The sequence below is a fragment of the Olsenella phocaeensis genome (assembly GCF_048189965.1).
Lineage (GTDB): Bacteria > Actinomycetota > Coriobacteriia > Coriobacteriales > Atopobiaceae > Olsenella_I > Olsenella_I phocaeensis.
In genome coordinates this window covers 1-16,244 of record NZ_DBEZHV010000009.1, presented here as the reverse complement: position 1 = coordinate 16,244, position 16,244 = coordinate 1, and the positions used below count along the sequence as shown (strand labels likewise).

Annotated in this window: 16 protein-coding genes; 5 read left to right on the top strand and 11 right to left on the bottom strand. The window is 68.5% G+C overall.

Going from position 1 to position 16,244, the window contains the following annotated elements:
• Positions 1-62: 62 nt before the first annotated feature.
• Positions 63-2,216 (bottom strand): HelD family protein, encoded by a 2,154-nt coding sequence (locus tag ACMPH2_RS04335; RefSeq protein ID WP_417118724.1) that lies wholly within the window; start codon positions 2,214-2,216, stop codon positions 63-65.
• 731 nt (positions 2,217-2,947) lie between these two features.
• On the opposite strand from ACMPH2_RS04335, the gene ACMPH2_RS04330 reads away from it, so the two are divergent.
• Positions 2,948-3,808, top strand: a complete 861-nt coding sequence (locus ACMPH2_RS04330; protein WP_314639156.1) for an HAD family hydrolase — start codon at positions 2,948-2,950, stop codon at positions 3,806-3,808.
• Between the two features lie 34 nt (positions 3,809-3,842).
• Here the strand turns inward: ACMPH2_RS04330 and ACMPH2_RS04325 are convergent, their stop codons facing one another.
• On the bottom strand, positions 3,843-5,042 hold the full coding sequence (locus ACMPH2_RS04325; protein WP_314639157.1) for an endonuclease/exonuclease/phosphatase family protein: 1,200 nt from the start codon (positions 5,040-5,042) through the stop codon (positions 3,843-3,845).
• Between the two features lie 243 nt (positions 5,043-5,285).
• On the opposite strand from ACMPH2_RS04325, the gene ACMPH2_RS04320 reads away from it, so the two are divergent.
• Positions 5,286-5,654, top strand: a complete 369-nt coding sequence (locus ACMPH2_RS04320; RefSeq protein WP_314639158.1) for a YegP family protein — start codon at positions 5,286-5,288, stop codon at positions 5,652-5,654.
• A gap of 39 nt (positions 5,655-5,693) precedes the next feature.
• Here the strand turns inward: ACMPH2_RS04320 and ACMPH2_RS04315 are convergent, their stop codons facing one another.
• The 5 genes from ACMPH2_RS04315 to ACMPH2_RS04295 form a co-directional block, all read right to left on the bottom strand.
• Positions 5,694-5,963, bottom strand: a complete 270-nt coding sequence (locus ACMPH2_RS04315; protein ID WP_009279621.1) for a barstar family protein — start codon at positions 5,961-5,963, stop codon at positions 5,694-5,696.
• Positions 5,964-5,990: 27 nt separating this feature from the next.
• Positions 5,991-6,527, bottom strand: a complete 537-nt coding sequence (locus ACMPH2_RS04310; RefSeq protein WP_314639159.1) for a ribonuclease domain-containing protein — start codon at positions 6,525-6,527, stop codon at positions 5,991-5,993.
• A 38-nt stretch (positions 6,528-6,565) separates the two neighbouring features.
• The gene (gene pth2 / locus ACMPH2_RS04305) at positions 6,566-7,036 is read right to left on the bottom strand and encodes an aminoacyl-tRNA hydrolase (protein ID WP_009279619.1); all 471 of its coding nucleotides are present in this window, start codon (positions 7,034-7,036) and stop codon (positions 6,566-6,568) included.
• A gap of 55 nt (positions 7,037-7,091) precedes the next feature.
• A complete protein-coding gene (locus tag ACMPH2_RS04300; protein WP_009279618.1) occupies positions 7,092-7,544 on the bottom strand; it encodes a MarR family winged helix-turn-helix transcriptional regulator in 453 nt (150 codons plus the stop codon).
• Positions 7,545-7,638: 94 nt separating this feature from the next.
• Entirely contained in the window at positions 7,639-8,067 is a 429-nt protein-coding gene (locus tag ACMPH2_RS04295; RefSeq protein ID WP_009279617.1) for an FKBP-type peptidyl-prolyl cis-trans isomerase, read from the bottom strand.
• A 252-nt stretch (positions 8,068-8,319) separates the two neighbouring features.
• On the opposite strand from ACMPH2_RS04295, the gene ACMPH2_RS04290 reads away from it, so the two are divergent.
• From ACMPH2_RS04290 to murI, 3 genes are read left to right on the top strand one after another with little or no spacing between them, the layout of a single operon-like run.
• The gene (locus ACMPH2_RS04290) at positions 8,320-10,086 is read left to right on the top strand and encodes an ABC transporter ATP-binding protein/permease (protein ID WP_062529856.1); all 1,767 of its coding nucleotides are present in this window, start codon (positions 8,320-8,322) and stop codon (positions 10,084-10,086) included.
• On the top strand, positions 10,073-11,731 hold the full coding sequence (cydC, locus tag ACMPH2_RS04285; protein ID WP_197414919.1) for a thiol reductant ABC exporter subunit CydC: 1,659 nt from the start codon (positions 10,073-10,075) through the stop codon (positions 11,729-11,731). Before ACMPH2_RS04290 ends, cydC begins: the two co-directional genes overlap by 14 nt.
• A 60-nt stretch (positions 11,732-11,791) precedes the next feature.
• Positions 11,792-12,565: a glutamate racemase gene (gene murI / locus ACMPH2_RS04280; protein ID WP_417118723.1), complete on the top strand. Its 774-nt coding sequence runs from the start codon at positions 11,792-11,794 to the stop codon at positions 12,563-12,565.
• Between the two features lie 155 nt (positions 12,566-12,720).
• On the opposite strand, the gene ACMPH2_RS04275 is transcribed toward murI, so the two are convergent.
• The 4 genes from ACMPH2_RS04275 to ACMPH2_RS04260 all read right to left on the bottom strand — a co-directional run.
• Positions 12,721-13,605, bottom strand: a complete 885-nt coding sequence (locus ACMPH2_RS04275) for a DegV family protein (RefSeq protein WP_417118722.1) — start codon at positions 13,603-13,605, stop codon at positions 12,721-12,723.
• Between the two features lie 91 nt (positions 13,606-13,696).
• Positions 13,697-14,422 carry a D/L-lactic acid transporter LarD gene (gene larD, locus ACMPH2_RS04270; protein WP_417118721.1) on the bottom strand — a complete coding sequence of 242 codons (726 nt, stop codon included), beginning with the start codon at positions 14,420-14,422 and terminating at the stop codon, positions 13,697-13,699.
• Between the two features lie 164 nt (positions 14,423-14,586).
• Entirely contained in the window at positions 14,587-15,591 is a 1,005-nt protein-coding gene (locus ACMPH2_RS04265; RefSeq protein ID WP_009279611.1) for a GGGtGRT protein, read from the bottom strand.
• An 18-nt stretch (positions 15,592-15,609) separates the two neighbouring features.
• Positions 15,610-16,244, bottom strand: a 635-nt coding sequence (locus ACMPH2_RS04260; protein WP_417118720.1) for an iron-sulfur cluster assembly scaffold protein, incomplete at its 5' end; no start/stop codon positions are given.

Sequence of the window (16,244 nt, the reverse complement as noted above, 5' to 3'; positions counted from 1 at the left end):
GAGGGAAGGCGGCCGGCGCGTAGGTCGCGCCGGCCGCCTGGCCGTTCCTCGGGAGCCCGGCCCTACGCGTCGAGCAGTGGGGTCATGGGGCCCTGGCTGAGCACGACCACGCGATGCATGGCGCGGCTGATCGCCGTGTAGAGCCTCCTGCGAGATATCTCGTCGCCCGGGTAGGCCTCCGCCTGGGCGTCGGGCACGATGACCTCGTCGAACTCGAGGCCCTTGGCGAGCCTCAGGTCCAGGAGCACCACGCCTTCCTTGGGGAGCTCGTCTCCCTTGCCAAGGTATGTCACGGAGTCGCCCAGCTGGCGCGAGAGCCAGTTGGCACGGGCCTTGTCCTGCGCCACGACGGCACAGAGGCCCTCCCGGCCCCGCGCCTCCTCGACCCGTGCCCGCAGCTCGGCCAGGTACGCGTCCGCGTCCTGGGGACAGGCGTGGATGAGGGGTGCGACGCCCGGCCTCCTCACGGAGCTCAGGGTCACGCGCTCCTCCTCGTCGAGGAGGCCGCAGAAGAGCTCGGTGATCTCGGGGGAGGAGCGGTAGCTCGTGAGCAGGCGGCACTGGGCCACCGTGTCGTGCGTCTCCTCGAAGATGGAGCGGATGGCCTCGAAGCTCGCGCTGCCCTCGCGGATGGCCTGGTGACGGTCTCCCAAAAGGAGGAAGTGGGCACGGCCGAAGTAGCGTGCGAGGAGCATGAGCTGCGCCTCGCTGTAGTCCTGCACCTCGTCCACCATCACGTAGCGCGCGTCCTGCGCCCCGTCCCCGGTGAGCGCGAGCTTGAGGTAGAGCCATTCGACGGCGCTCAGGGCCTGCCTGCCGGTGACGCGCATGCCTATGCGGTCCAGGCGCAGCCAGGAGCAGGAGTCCACGTCGGAGAAGGCGGGCGAGAAGAGCTCACGGGCATAGCGGCGGGCGCAGGCCACGGTCTCGTCCTCGTCGGCGGGGGCGACGAGCTCCCCGAAGATGCGCATCTGCTCGTCCACGTCGAGGGAGAGCATCTGTTCCTGCAGCTCCTCGTTGTGGGCAAGCTGCGACATCCGACGCTCGACCTTCTGGTGCAGGTCCTCCTTCACGAGCGCGAAGAGGCGGGGGCCCATGCCGAGCCTGCCCACGTGCTCCTCGACGGACTTGCGGATCTGTGCGGCGGACACCAGTCGCACGTCGCCCACGCGGACGTCGCGGAAGTCGTCGTCCTCGAGGACGATGGAGGCGACCGACCGTCCGAGCTCCCTGAGCGCGGAGGCGTCCACGCCCTCGCCTCCCGAGCGCTGGTCGAGCCCCTGCCCTGCGAGGAAGGACTTCCAGGTGAGGGTGTGCGGGTTGGACTCGCCCAGGCTGGGCAGGACGGTGTCGATGTAGCGGGCGAAGATGTCGTTGGGGGAGAAGAGGTAGACCTGGTCCGGCCTGAGGCTCTCGCGCTCCTGGTAGAAGAGGTAGGCGATGCGCTGGAGCAGGACCGAGGTCTTACCCGAGCCGGCGATGCCGTCCACCAGCAGGGCTGGGACGTCCTCATGGCGCACCACCTGGTTCTGCTCGCGCTGGATGGTTGCCGTGATGGCCTGGAGCTTCTCGGAGTGGTGGCGCCTGAGCGCCCCGAGCAGGAGGGCGTCCTGGATCGCCACGCTGGTGTCGAAGTAGGACCTGAGACGGTCCTGCACGACGTCGAACTGTCGGCGCAGCTCGAGGTTCACCGTCTTCGTGCGTCCGTCCACCTCGTAGCTCGTGGGGCCGACCTCCTGGTTGTAGTAGGTTTGGGCGACGGGGCTGCGCCAGTCCACGATGAGGGGGACCTGTCGCTCGTCCGTGATGCCCGCGGTCCCGATGTACACGTCGCGGGCGGGCCGCCCCGGCCTCATCTGGAGCCGCACCTTGGCGAAGTAGGGTTGCCGCAGGAGCAGGAGGGTGCGCCGCAGGCGGTCGAGCGTGAAGTCGTGATGCTGGTTGTAGGTGTCGATGACGCTGTTCAGGGTCTCGATGGCGGCCAGGGTCTCCATGGTCTCGTCGTCGCTGTTGAAGTTGAGCCTGACTTCCTCGCTCATGTCGCGCAGGTCCTGGGCAGCATACTCGTGCGTGGTCTCGAGCTCCCTCTGCACCGCGTCATGGATGTCCCGCAGGCGCTCGTGCGTCCTCTTGAGGTGGTCCTGCTCCTCGAGGAAGACGGGGTCGTCCTGATGGGTCGCGGTCGCGTCTGCGGCCGAGGTCATGGGCTCTGGCATGGCATCCCTCCGTTGCCGTGGCTCCGGGGAGTCCGGCTGTTCCAATGGGGCGCTCGGCCCCGACTCAGGGGATAGATTGTACCCGCCGCGGGGCGCCTGCTTGCAGCTTTGGCCGCCCCGCCGCCCCTGGCCGCCGTCTCCCTCGCCAGCGCCCCCAAAGCCACCGTTCGCGGAAATGACCAGAAAAACGCATACAATTCCCGAATCTGGGGTACGATTGCATCAACACAGGAAGCCGATACGAGCCATCGGCCAACCGAGGGGGTGATGCCAGTGGACAGGGAAGAGCCGATATCAGGGCGTCCCGCAGCTGGCGTCGCGAGCCCCGTCTTCTTCTAGAGGCCATAGCAAGCAGGGCCTAGTAGGCGATACGAGCATCGCAGAATCCAAGGGACAGTCGGAAGTGCCGACCCAGCTGCGCAGGAGCCGGAGCGCCACCCGATGAGGCGCTGTGCTTCAGTCGCATCTGTCCTCGATCAAACAGCAACCTCAGCTAGGGCGTGTGACAAGTTATCACATCTGTCGCAGGACACCCAGGTTCTGGGGTGTGAGCCAAGGAGGGGAGTCCAAAGGGCTCTTAGGGTGCCCGAAGGGGCGCGGCAAGAAGGCGTTTGCCAGCACGGTGGCAAAAGGCACGTGGTACGGCATGCTCCAGGGGCGGGTGGCCAAGACGGCACCCGCCCTTCATTGCGTTAGGATGGGAAGAGCGTCCCCGTCACAGGAAGGCCCACATGATCCGCCTCGCGCTCACCGACCTCGACGACACCCTCATCGCCTTCGGGCGGCCGCGCGCGAGCGACCGCGCCCTCGCCGCGATTCACGGGATGCTCGACGCAGGGCTCCACTTCGGGCCCGTGAGCGGGAGGCTCCCTGCCGCCATGGGCTGGATGTTCGGGGGCGACGAGGCGTGCTGCGCCACTGGCGCCTACTGCAACGGGCAGATGGTCTACCTGGACGGCGAGCCCATAAGCGTCACGAGCCTGGACGGGGGCGAGCTCGACCGCGTCGCGGCGTGGCTCACCCAGAACACGGACGACACCGTGCTCGCGGTCTTCGACGTCCAGGGGGGAAGCGGCGTCGACGGCGACGCCATCTGCGTGACCACCGACGCGCAGAGGCTTGGACGCATGGGGGACGAGTTCGGCTGCGCGGGCATCGTGCCACGCCTCGGTGCCTCGAGCTACGTGAAGTCCAACATCCGCTGCGGGGGTAGCCCCGAGCGTCGCCTCGAGCTGCGCGACGCCCTCAAGGGGGAGTTTCCCGCCTTCGACTTCGTGTTTCCCAGCAACTGGGCGCCCCTCATCGACATCACGCCCAAGGGCTGGACCAAGGGCTCGGGCGTCCGCGTGCTGGCGGATGCGCTGGGGATAGGCCTCGACGAGGTGGCCACCTTCGGTGACTCCGAGAACGACCTGGGAATGATCGCGGGCTTCCCCAACTCGGTCGCGGTGGCGAACGCCAGCGACGAGGTGAGGGAGGCCGCCCGCTGGCACATAGGGCCGAGCTCCGAGGACAGCGTCGCCGACGCGCTCGCGGACATCGCCGTGGCGGCGGGCGAGGGCGGCATGCCCCGCTTCATGGCCGGCGCGTGAGGGCGGGTCTCCTCTCCCGGCCGGCGTGCCTCTCCTACGAGGCGTTGCCCAGCGAGAAGCGCAGCGCCACGGGGTTGTGGTCGCTCGTGGCGAAGCCCGTGTCCACGTTGGTCGCCGTGGCGCTCACGTTGTCAGAGACGATGAAGCCGTCCACCGTGGTCTGGTAGCTGACGCCGGACTGGTAGGGGATGTCGTCCCCGCGACAGCTGGCGACCTCCTCCAGGTTCTGTGCGCGCACGACCGAGAAGCCCTGGGGCAGGTCCCCGTCGTCCATGACGGCAACCCAGTCGGGCACCTGCTGCCGGCTGGGGTACAGCTCGAGCGAGCCGCAGAGGGCATGGTTCCAGTCCCCGCCCGCAATCACGTAGTTGCCGCGGGCGCGCTCGGAGGACAGGACGTCGCCCAGCATGGCGAGTTGGCGCGCGCGGCTGCCCCCTCCCGCGTCGTAGGCGGACATGTGGCTGTTGACCAGCACGAGCTCGTGTCCGTCGGCAACGGGGATGCGCAGCATGGCGAAGCAGCGGTCGAGGTCGAAGAACTTCGTGGGGAAGCTCTCGTCCACCGGGTAGCTCCTGCGCGTGGCCGAGGTCACGTTCGCGTCCGAGAGCGTCAGGAGGCCCGAGCTGACGCGTCCGTGCGGGGCCGTGATGGGCCAGGCAAGGAAGCCGGAGTGGAAGTTCGAGGCGAAGACGGACTGGTACCCGGCAAAGGCCCCCTCGAACGCCTTGACCTGATTGACATGATGGCTGCGGTCGGAGTCGACGTCGACCTCCTGCAGGAGGACGAAGTCCGGGCCCTCGCCCCCGAAGGCGTCCCTCAGGCTCGAGACGTCGCCCTGGGTGCAGGCCTCCACCGACTCGCGGCTCGTCGCGACCGAGCTCGTGCCCCGGGTGGGCGTCCCGTCGGCCATGCGGCCCTCGTCCATGAAGAAGGTGTAGTCGGGGGTGTAGGCGCCGAAGCCGATGTTGTAGGTCGCTGCCGTGTACTCCCTCCCCGGCTCGAGCTGGCGCGCCGCGTCCTCGGCGCCTGCCTTCCCGATCTGGACCAGCTCGTCGTCGGGGATGCGCGCGTAGTGGCTCTCGAGGTAGATGGCATAGCCCCCGACGACGGCGGCCGCGACGACGGCGAGGGCCAAGATGGTGCGGAGGAGCGTCAGGAGGGCCCGTGCCACGCCATGCCGCCCCCGTCCGTCCTCCCGCTTGCGGGTGTGCTGTCTCCGACTGTGCTTGGACATGCCCCGCCCCTTCTCCGGGGCCGTGCCTCGCGCACGGCCGATTCCACAACGGTATATGACGCCGCGTCACGGCAGAAGGATGCTTTCGACGAGCGCGCCTGGATTGGCGCTTCGTGTGGCACCCGGGCCTACCGTTGCGCGGCCTAGGCGTCCGCCTGCGGAGATATGCGCAAAAACGCGCATCCCGCGTCTAATATCGAATCAGGTGGATAAGTGACTCCGCCACGAGAGAAGGGGGCACGCATGGGACAGTATGTCATGGTCGAGAAGGAAGGGCTCTACCAGTTCAACCTCTGCGACAGCAACGGGCATGTGGTCCTCGCGTCCACGGTGTATCCCTCGCGCGAGGAGTGCCTTGCTGGGATGGACTCGACGAGGGCCCTTGCGGTGGGCGCTCCCGTGCAGGATGGCACGGTCCACGGCTTCGGTCGCGTCGCCGCGCCAAAGTGCCGCATCTACCAGCAGCTCGATGGCAAGTACTACTTCGTCTTGGTGGACGACGCGGGAGACGCGCTCGGGCGCTCGCATGCGTATCCGAAGAAGGAGAGCCTGCTCAGGCGCATAGAGCGCATGAGGAAGGAGAGCCCGTCTCCCCTGGCGCTCGAGGAGTAGGGGAGGCCCGCCGCCCGATGGCGCGCCGGGCATGCCAGGCTATGCGTGGATGACGACCTCGAGGGTGGGGTTCTGGATGCCGGAGCGCTCGATGACGGCTCGTGCGCGATCGAACCACGAACCGTCGCCGCGCCTTGACCCGTCCTGCTCCAAGGTGATGCGCGTGGGAGCGGCGAGCTCCTCCAGGCAGTCGGCCAGGGCGGAGAGGTTGCCCCCGTAGTAGGTGGGGAAGCCCAGCTCTCGGGCGAGGAGCGCGTGGAGCTCCTCGGGCCCGCCCAACGCGCTCTCGCGCAGCTCGACCTTCTTCACGCGTGCCTCCCGTCCGGCTGGACCCCGCTAGTACAGCCGCTCGAAGCTCTTATAGTGGTCGCCGGTGTAGTAGACGAGCCCGTCGTTGGAGAAGACGATCCTCTCGCCTCCACGGAAGCCGCCGGGGTAGTTGACGTCGCACTCGGTCCAGCTGCGCCCGCGCTTGTCCGGGAGCTGCCCGTCGTCGTTGTGGTAGCGGCTCCCGCCGATGGACATGCCGGGACAGACCTCGTCCAGGTTGCCCTTGGAGCTGTCCCAGCCCGCCTCGCGTGCCTTGGTCTTGCTGACGAAGTTGGCGGGCAGGTGGCCGAACTCGTGGACGTAGGCGGCCAGCTCGTTCTTGGAGGTGTAGCGCCCGTCCTCCCTGACGCCCTCGGAGGGCGCGTCGTCCTGCAGGGCGGTTCCCTGGGTGCCGGAGGTGGGGGAGCCTGTCTGGGCCGCACCCTCCTGCGGCGTGCCCTGGCCCGCGTTGCCGCCGGATCCGCCCGCAAGCGCCACCACGATGGCCACGAGCAGGGCGATGATGGCGCTGGTGACGCGTGCGACCTGCTTCTTCCCGAACATCCGTCCTCCTGCCGTCTTGGTGCCGTGGATCCGTTGCCCTAGTAGAGCGGCAGCTCTCCCGTGATGGGGTCGACCTGGTCGGCATGGAGGGGCTCGAAGGCGAGGCAGGTGTAGGTGGGCTCCCCGTGGAACTCCGTGAGGCCGGCGTCTCGCACCAGGGCGACGGCGAGGCCCCGCTCGCGCCCCTCGTCCGCGATGCGCAGGAGCTCCTCCTCTGAGTCGACGTAGACGCAGACCTTGGCCACTCCCGCCGCGAACCAGTCGGAGAGCGGGGTGGGCTCGCGCGCGCCCTCCTCGAGGTAGACCCAGCCCTCGTCGGGCGTGGCGCGCAGCTCGTCGAGCCTTCCCTCGCGCACGAGGGCCATGAGGGTCGCCTCGACACAGGCGTGCCCCGCCTGGGCCGCGATCTTGCCCTTGCGCATCTTGAGGTCGCGCCTCATGACGATCATCTGCTTCGACTTGTACGCCATCGCGTCACTTCCGTCCTCGTCCGCGTCGCGCGGACGCATGGCTGCGCCCCCCGCCATCACCGGTGGCAGGGGGCGCGGGGTGTGCGGCATCGCCCTACATGGGCCCCATGGGGAACTGCTCCTCGGCCAGCTTGGCCACGTCCTCCATGGCTCGGGCGATGTCGTTGGCGCGCTCGACGCCTAGGAACTTGACGACCTCGTCCACGAGGTCCAGGCCCACCTTGTACTCCTTCTCGAAGGCGTGGACGTTGTCCTTGTTCAGGTGCACGAAGACGCGCCTGCGGTCGACCTTGCTGTGCTCGCGGGTGATGATGCCCTTCTCCTCGAGCTGGTTCAGGTTGCGGTTGACCTGGGACTTGCGGATCTTGGTCCGCTGCGCGATCTGGGTGGGCGTGATGGGGATGCTGGGGTCCCTCTGGTCTTGCAGGTAGAGCGCGTAGCAGACCATCATCTCGTTGCGGGTGAGCCCGGCGGAGATGCTGACGTTGTCTATGGTGGTCGCGAGGTGGAGCCAGGCGTGAAGCAGGGGTTCGCTGGTGGTGTTCATCTTCGGTCCTTTGGACGTCGTGGCATTTCTGCAACGTCCCGGCCCATTTCCTTTCCCGAGTGCCATTCGGTCGGGGGAGGGGGTGACGTAGTGGCTACTCGCTGACCTCGAGCAGTTCGATCCTGAAGTTCAGGGCCTTTCCGGCCATCTCGTGGTTCATGTCGAAGGTCACGTGACCCTCGTCCTTGGCGGCGACCACGGCCTGGAAGGGTTGGCCGGAGGGGGAGCTGAGCATGACGTGCGCCCCGACCTCGAGCTCCTCCGCACCGGGGATCTGCGCCAGGGGGATGGTCTGGACGAGCTCGTCCCTGCGGGGGCCATACGCCTCGTCGGGCTCGAGCCTGACGTCGACGACGTCACCCACGGACATGTCGCGCACCGCGAGGTCGAAGCCCTTGATCATCTGGCCGGCCATGCAGGTGAAGGCGAGCGGCTCGCCCCTGTCGTGGGAGGAGTCGAACTTGCTGCCGTCGTCGAGGGTGCCTGTGTAGTGCACCCTCACCTTCTTGCCTTCGTTGCCCATGTCGCCTACCTCTCCTCTCGCGTGGTCAGTCGCAAGACTTTCGAGCTGATTTCGTTTTCCTTGGGTAGCTGGACCCATATGGCCTCTACCTGCGACATTTTAATGATGGACACTTTAGCAAATTGTGCGGGAAGTGTCAGTCCCGCGGCGAGCGGGTATCATTTGCAGCTGAGTGACGAAGCTAACTTTTTGCCGCGGGGCGCGTCGCCCGCCCGCGGCCGCGCCGCTGCGGCGCAGGGAGGGTGTTGCCGGATGTTGGACAGGCGTCTCTTGGACCTGGTGCCTGGGGCCCTGCGCCACGTGCTCCTCGCCGTGGGGCTCAAGTGGGTCTCACTTGCCTGCGACGTGGTGCTGGTGTGGGCGCTGGCGCCCGTGCTGGCGGGGCTCGTGGGGGCTTCCACCCAGGGGTTCGTCCCCGCCTTGGCAGTGGGGCTTCTCTCCTGCGCCGTCAAGGCGGTGGCGACGCGGCTCGAGGCCGACCAGTGCTTCGAGGCCTCCTCGGACGTGAGGCGCGTGCTGAGGCAGCGCATCTTCGAGAAGCTCCTCAGGGTCGGTCCCGGCTACACGCGCGACGTTCCCACGGCGGAGCTGGTGCAGCTCTCGGTCGAGGGCACGGAGCAGCTCGAGACCTACTTCGGTAGCTACCTGCCCCAGCTCCTCTACTCGGTGCTGGCGCCGCTGACCCTCTTCCTCGTCCTCAGGGGGACCTCGCTGGCGGCGTCCCTCGTGCTCCTGGCGTGCGTGCCCCTGATTCCCGTGGCCATCGTCCTGGTGCAGAAGGTCGCCAAGCGCATCCTGGCGAGCTACTGGGACGAGTACGCGACCCTGGGTGACTCCTTCCTCGAGAACCTCCAGGGCCTCACCACCCTCAAGATCTACCAGGCGGACGCGGCCCGGCACGAGGCCATGAACGAGGAGTCCGAGCGCTTCCGCGTCGTCACGATGAAGGTCCTGCGCATGCAGCTCAACTCGATCATCGTGATGGACGTCGTGGCCCTGGGCGGGGCCGCGGCGGGCATGGCGGTGGCGCTCTGGCAGCTCGCGGAGGGTGGGGTCGACCTCGCGGGCTGCATCTCCGTCGTGCTCCTCTCCGCCGACTTCTTCCTGCCCATGCGCATGCTGGGCTCGTACTTCCACGTGGCCATGAACGGGATGGCGGCGGCGGACAAGATCTTTCGGGTCCTCGACCTCCCCGAGGGCGATGGGGAGGGGGGCGAGAGGATCGTCCCCGGCGACCACCTGTCCGTCTCGCACCTGAGCTTCTCCTATCCCGGCGGCCAGGAGGTGCTGCACGAGGTGAGCCTGGACGTGCCTGCCGTGGGCGTCACGGCGCTGGTGGGCGAGTCGGGCTCGGGCAAGTCCACCGTGGCGGCGCTCCTCGCGGGCAGGGAGTCGGGCTGGGAGGGCCAGCTGCTGTTGGGGGGCAAGCCCCTCGAGGGCTTCTCCCGCGCCGACCTCGCCCGCTACGTGACCACCGTTCCCAGCGCGGCCCACCTCTTCCGCGGCAGCGTGCGCGAGAACCTCCTCATGGCCAGGCCCGACGCGAGCGACGGGGAGCTCTGGGACGCCCTGGGCTCGGTCTCGCTCGCAGGCTACCTCAGGACGCAGCAGGGGCTCGACACGGTCGTGGAGCAGGAGGGGCAGAACCTCTCGGGCGGGCAGAGGCAGCGGCTCGCCCTGGCCCGGGCACTCCTGCACGAGTCGTCCGTGCTCGTGCTGGACGAGGCCACGAGCAACGTGGACGTGGAGAGCGAGGACGCGATCATGGCGGCGGTGCGCGAGGTCGCGCGCTACAAGGCGGTCGTGCTCATCTCGCACAGGCTTGCCAACGTGGTCGACGCGCCCAGGGTCTACGTGCTGGAGGAGGGTCGCGTGGTGGGCTCGGGAAGCCACGAGGAGCTGCTCCGGGGCTGCGAGGCCTATGGGAGGCTCTGGGGGAGCCAGAGGGAGCTCGAGGGCTACGCCGGGGCGGGCGCCCCGGCCGAGGTCGAGGGGACTGGTGCGGATGAGGACGAGTAGGTTCCGGGTCATGGGGAGGATGCTGGCGCTCACCCGTCCTCTCGCCGGCGTGATGGTCGTGGCGGTGGCATGCGGGGTTGCGGGCTTCTGCTGCGCCACCTTCCTTCCTGCCCTCGCGGCCTGGGCAGCCGTCTCCGTCGCTCGCGGCAGCCTGGGGGCGGAGGGCCTGCCTGCGGTGTTCTGCGCCCTCGCCGCCTTGGCGGTCCTGCGCGGGGTGCTCCACTACGCCGAGCAGAGCTGCAACCACTACATCGCCTTCCGCCTCCTCGCGCACGTCCGCGACCTCGTCTTCGGGAAGCTCAGGGAGCTTGCGCCGGCCCGCCTCGCGGGGAGCGACCGTGGCGACCTTGTCTCGACCCTCACGGCGGACGTGGAGCTGCTCGAGGTCTTCTTCGCCCATACCGTGTCGCCCGTGTGCATCGCGGCCGTGATGTCAGGCATCATGGTCGCCTTCCTCGGCCGTTATGACCTGCGCCTGGGCATGGTCGCCCTCGTGGGGTACCTGGTGGTGGGCCTGGCGCTCCCGTTGCTCGCCTCGCGCGCCTCGGGCGGCCTGGGTCGTGAGCTCCGCGACCGGGCGGGTGGCCTTTCGGGCCTCGTCCTGGACGGGCTCAGGGGTCTCGCCGAGCTGCTCCAGTTCGACGCCGGTGGGCGCTACCTGGAACGGCTCGGGGAGGACTCCCTCGCCCTGAGCGGGCTGCAGCGCAGGATGTCCGGCCTGGGAGGGATGGGGTCGGCCGCCGCCGGGGCCTGCATCACCCTCCTCTCGCTGGCCGAGCTTGCCCTGGCGGCGCATCTCGTCGTCTCGGGGAGCCTCGACGGGGCGTCCGCGGCCGTCTGTGTGGTCGCCTTCCTTGGGTCCTTCGGCCCCGTCGTTGCGCTGGCGCGCCTGGGCACCGGCCTGCAGGCCACGCTCGCCGCGGGCAGCCGCGTCCTTGACCTCCTGGACGAGGAGCCCCAGGTCGAGGAGGTCACCGATGGCGCGCAGGTAGGCTTCGACGGTGCGGAGCTGAGGGGCGTGAGCTTCTCCTACGAGGGCGAGAGGGTCCTGAGCGACGTGTCGCTCGAGCTTCCGCGGGGGAGCGTCGTGGGCGTCGTGGGCAAGAGCGGGTCCGGCAAGTCGACCCTCTGCCGTCTGCTCATGCGCTTCTGGGATCCCGACCGCGGCAGCATACTGGTGTCTGGGGAGAGGATCGACTCCCTGGACACCGGCTGCCTGCGCTCGCTCGAGGCCCTGGTGGAGCAGGACACCCAGCTCTTCCACGACAGCATCCGGGACAACCTGCTCATAGCCCGTCCCGACGCGACCCAGGAGGAGCTCGAGGAGGCCTGCCGCGCGGCGTCCGTCCACGACTTCGTCACGAGCCTGCCCCAGGGCTACGACAGCATGGTGGGCGAGCTGGGGGACACGCTCTCGGGCGGAGAGAGGCAGCGCCTGGGCCTGGCCCGGGCCTTCCTGCACGACGCCCCCCTCCTGATCTTGGACGAGCCCACGAGCAATCTGGACTCCCTCAACGAGGGCACCATCCTGCGCAGCCTCGACCGACAGCGCGGCAAGAGGACGGTGCTCCTGGTGAGCCACCGCGCCAGCACCATGTCGCTGGCCGACGCGAGCTTCTCCATGGACGACGGGCGCGTAAGCTAGGGTGGGCACGCGGCCCTGTCATGGCAGGACGGGTCGGCGGGGCCCCGGAAGGGAGGGCGCATGGCGTCCGTCGATGGCTTCATAGGCGTCTTCGACTCCGGCGTGGGCGGGATCAGCGTCCTGCGCGAGCTCGTGGGCCTCCTGCCGCACGAGGACTTCGTGTTCTTCGGCGACTCCGCGCACAACCCCTACGGCGAGAGGGGCGTGGGGGAGCTCAGGGAGCTCTCTGGGGGCATCGTGGACTCCTTCCTGGCAGAGGGCGCGAAGGCGGTGGTCATCGCCTGCAACACCGCCACCAGCGCGGCCGCCGCCCAACTTCGGCTCGAGCACCCCAGCCTGCCCATCGTGGGGGTGGAGCCCGCGCTCAAGCCCGCCACCGAGCACGACCCACACGACCGCATCCTCGTCATGGCCACCCCGGTAACCCTGAGGCTCGACAAGTTCCACCGCCTCGCCCGCGAGTTCGGCTCGGGCTCCGAGGTCATCGCCGTCCCCTGCGTGGGGCTCGCACATCGCATCGAGCAGGGCGACCTGGACGCCCCCGACCTGCTCGAGCTCATCGAAGGCCTGGTGGGGGAGTATGCCGGTGCGGTGGACTCCGTGGTCCTGGGCTGCACCCACTACCCCTTCGTCGCCCGCCAGATCCGTCAGGTGCTGGGTGACGTGCCCCTCTTCGACGGCGGCGCGGGGACCGCGCGCAGGCTGCGCTCGCTCCTGTCCGAGGCCTCGCTTCTCTCGCCCTCGAGGGGGAAGGGCAGGGTGGAGCTCCGCTCGAGCCTGAGGGGGCCGGGCGTCCTGGAGCGCTACGAGGAGTTCTTTCGCATGAAGGCCTAGCCCCCGCGCGAACGGGGACAGAAGCTCCTGTTGAAGTCTGGTCGTCTGGTCGGCCATCCCCCAACCTAGCCTCCGCGTGAACGGGGCTGGAAGGACGCTCGCGAGCCCGCCATCGACGGGCCGGCGGTCGTGGTGCCGCGGGAAGAGCTACCCGGCTAGGCGCGGGGCTTGCCCCAGAAGAAGAGGGCGACGGTGCCCGGGCCGGTGTGGCAGCTGATGGTGGCTCCTATGTCGAAGTGGAGCACCCTGCCATCCATTTGGGGGAACTCGGCCTCGATGCGGTCCGAGACGGTCCTGGCGTCGTCCAGGCAGGTGGAGTTGCTGATGAAGACGCGCTTGTCGTAGTCGTCACCACCCTGCGCGAGCTCGTGCATGAGCTGCACCACGCGCCTCTGCGCCCGGCCCTTGGTGCGTATCTTCTCCACCACCGCGAGCGAGCCGTCCGCCTCCACGTCCATGACGGGGCAGATCCTGAGCAGGCCACCCACGAGTCCCGCCGCCTTGGAGATGCGCCCGCCCCTGATGAAGAAGGTCAGGTCGGACGAGAAGAACCAGTGCTGGACCTCGAGGCGGTGCTCCAGGGCCCAGGCGGCGAGCTCCTCGATTCCCATGCCGCCCTCGCGGAGTTCCGCGAGGCGGTCCATGAGCAGTCCGTATCCTGCCGAGGCGGCAAGGGAGTCGACGACCACGAGCCTGCGCTCGGGGAACTCGGACGCGAGCTGGTCGCGGGCGGCACAGGCGGAGCCATAGGTGCCCGATATCCCGGACGAGAGGGTCAGGTGCAGCACGTCCCTCCCCGCCTCGAGGAAGGGACGCCAGAACTCGATGTAGTCGCCGACGGAGACCTGCGAGGTGGTCACGTCCGCGCCGGAGAGCATCCGCTCGAAGAGCTCGGCGGGGGCGTGCGTGCGACCGAAGTCGTCCTTGCACCAGACGCCGTCGACCTGGTAGTTGAAGTACACGCACTCGATGTCGCGCGCATGGAGGAAGTCCTCCGTCACGTCGGCGGTCGAGCAGCAGCTCAGTACGTAGTCATGCATCGCATCCTCCTGATGGGACGTGGCCGTGGCTTGGTCTGGTGCTTGCCCGTGCGGACGAGAGGCGCCTTCCCCGGCGCCTTCGGACTCCTCGCTAGAAGACGCCCAGGAAGCCGTGGACGAAGAGGGCTGCGGCGACGGCACCCACGAAGGGGGCGATGCCCGGGACGAGAAGCCCGTAGCGCCAGTTGTTATCCACCTTCCCCTTGATGGGGAGGAGCTGGTAGGCGAGGCGGGGACCCAGGTCGCGGGCTTGGTTCATGGCAAAACCCGTGATGCCGCCCATGCCCATGCCCACGGCCCAGACGATGAGGCCCACGGCGATGGCGAGCATGATCACGTTCTCGCCCGCGCGGCTGGCGGCGGCGAGGATGGCGCTGATGAAGACGAAGGTGCAGAGCGCCTCGCAGGCGAAGTCGCGCGGGAGGTTCTGGATCACGGGGTTGGTGGAGAAGATGTTGCGCTGCGCCGTGGCGTCGATGACGCCCTCGGAGGCGCGGAAGTCGTCCGCGTACATGAACCAGGCGACGACGGCCCCCAGGAAGGCCCCGAGCATCTGGGCGACGACGTAGGGCACGAACATCCCCCAGGGGACCAGCCCCAGGATGCACTGGGCGAGGGTCATGGCGGGGTTCATGCAGACCGAGCCGCCGAAGACGAAGAGGCAGACCGAGATGCCGAAGGACCAGGTGGTGATGGCGAACATGTGCCCCGATCCCTGGTACTTGGTGCCTTTGAGCACGGTGTCGCAGTGCACGCCGATGCCGAAGACGATCATGAGGGCCGTGCTCGCGAACTCTGCCAGGACTGCGTGGGGCATGGGGGCCTCCTTGTGTCGGCCATCTGGGCTTGGGCTCCCACCATCTTAGCAGGCCCCGGGCCCCGTCCCGCCCGCCCCGGCGCATCCTGCCGGACGGGCATGGAGAAGGGGCCGCCGCCCGAAGGCGACGACCCCTGGTCAGAACTTGTGGCTGGTGAGGGCGCCTACTTGGCGAGGGCCTCCTCGACCGCGACGGCGCAGGCCACGGTGCAGCCTACCATCGGGTTGTTGCCCATGCCGATGAGGCCCATCATGTCCACGTGCGCGGGGACGGAGGAGGAGCCGGCGAACTGGGCGCTGGAGTGCATGCGGCCCATGGTGTCGGTCATGCCGTAGGAGGCGGGGCCGGCGGCCATGTTGTCCGGATGCAGGGTGCGGCCGGTGCCGCCGCCGGAGGCCACGGAGAAGTACTTCTTGCCCGCGAGCGTGCGCTCCTTGAAGTAGGTGCCCGCGACGGGGTGCTGGAAGCGCGTGGGGTTGGTGGAGTTGCCGGTGATGGAGATGTCGACGTTCTCGTGCCACATGATGGCGACGCCCTCGCGGACGTCGTCGGCGCCGTAGCAGTTGACCTTGGCGCGCGGGCCGTCGGAGTAGGGGATGGTCTCGACGACCTTGAGCTCGCCGGTGAAGTAGTCGAACTGGGTCTTCACGTAGGTGAAGCCGTTGATGCGGGCGATGATCTGGGCGGCGTCCTTGCCGAGGCCGTTCAGGATGACGCGCAGGGGCTTCTTGCGGGCCTTGTTGGCGTTGTTGGCGATGCCGATGGCGCCCTCGGCGGCGGCGAAGGACTCGTGGCCGGCCAGGAAGGCGAAGCACTCGGTGTCCTCGCCCAGGAGCATGGCGCCGAGGTTGCCGTGGCCCAGGCCGACCTTGCGGTCCTCGGCGACGGAGCCGGGGACGCAGAAGGCCTGCAGGCCCTCGCCGATGGCCGCGGCGGCCTCGGAGGCGGTCTTGCAGCCCTTCTTCACGGCGATGGCGCAGCCCAGGGTGTAGGCCCACTTGGCGTTCTCGAACGCGATGGACTGGATGCCCGTGGTGATGTCATACGGGTTAAAGCCGAGGTCGGTGCAGATCTTCAGGGCCTCGTCGAGGTCGGCGATGCCATACTGCTCACAGGCCTTGGTGATCTTGTCGATGCGGCGCTCGTAGCCTTCGAACGTAACTGCCACTATGCTCAGCTCCTCTCTCTACTCTTCGCGGGGGTCGATGACCTTGGCCGGGCTGTCCCACTGGCCGTAGCGGCCGATGGCGTCGTCGACGGCCTGCTTGGGGTCGACGCCCTTCTTGATGGCGTCGGTGAACTTGCCGAGGTTGAGGTACTCGAAGCCGATGATCTCGTCCTTCTCGTTGAGGGCGAGGTGGGTCACGTAGCCCTGGGCGAGCTCGAGGTAGCGGGCGCCCTTGGCCTTGGTGCCGTAGGTGGTGCCCACCATGGAGCGCAGGCCCTTGCCGAGGTCGTCGAGGCCGGCGCCGACGGGCAGGCCGCCCTCGGAGAACGCGGTCTGGCTGCGGCCGTAGACGATCTGCAGGAAGAGCTCGCGCATGGCGACGTTGATGGCGTCGCAGACGAGGTCGGTGTTCAGGGCCTCGAGGATGGTCTTGCCGGGGAGGATCTCGGCGGCCATGGCGGCGGAGTGGGTCATGCCCGAGCAGCCGATGGTCTCGACGAGCGCCTCCTCGATGACGCCCTCCTTGACGTTGAGGCTCAGCTTGCAGGCACCCTGCTGAGGTGCGCACCAGCCGATGCCGTGCGTGTAGCCGGAGATGTCCTTGATCTCCTTGGCCTGGACCCACTTGCCCTCCTGGGGTATGGGTGCAGGAC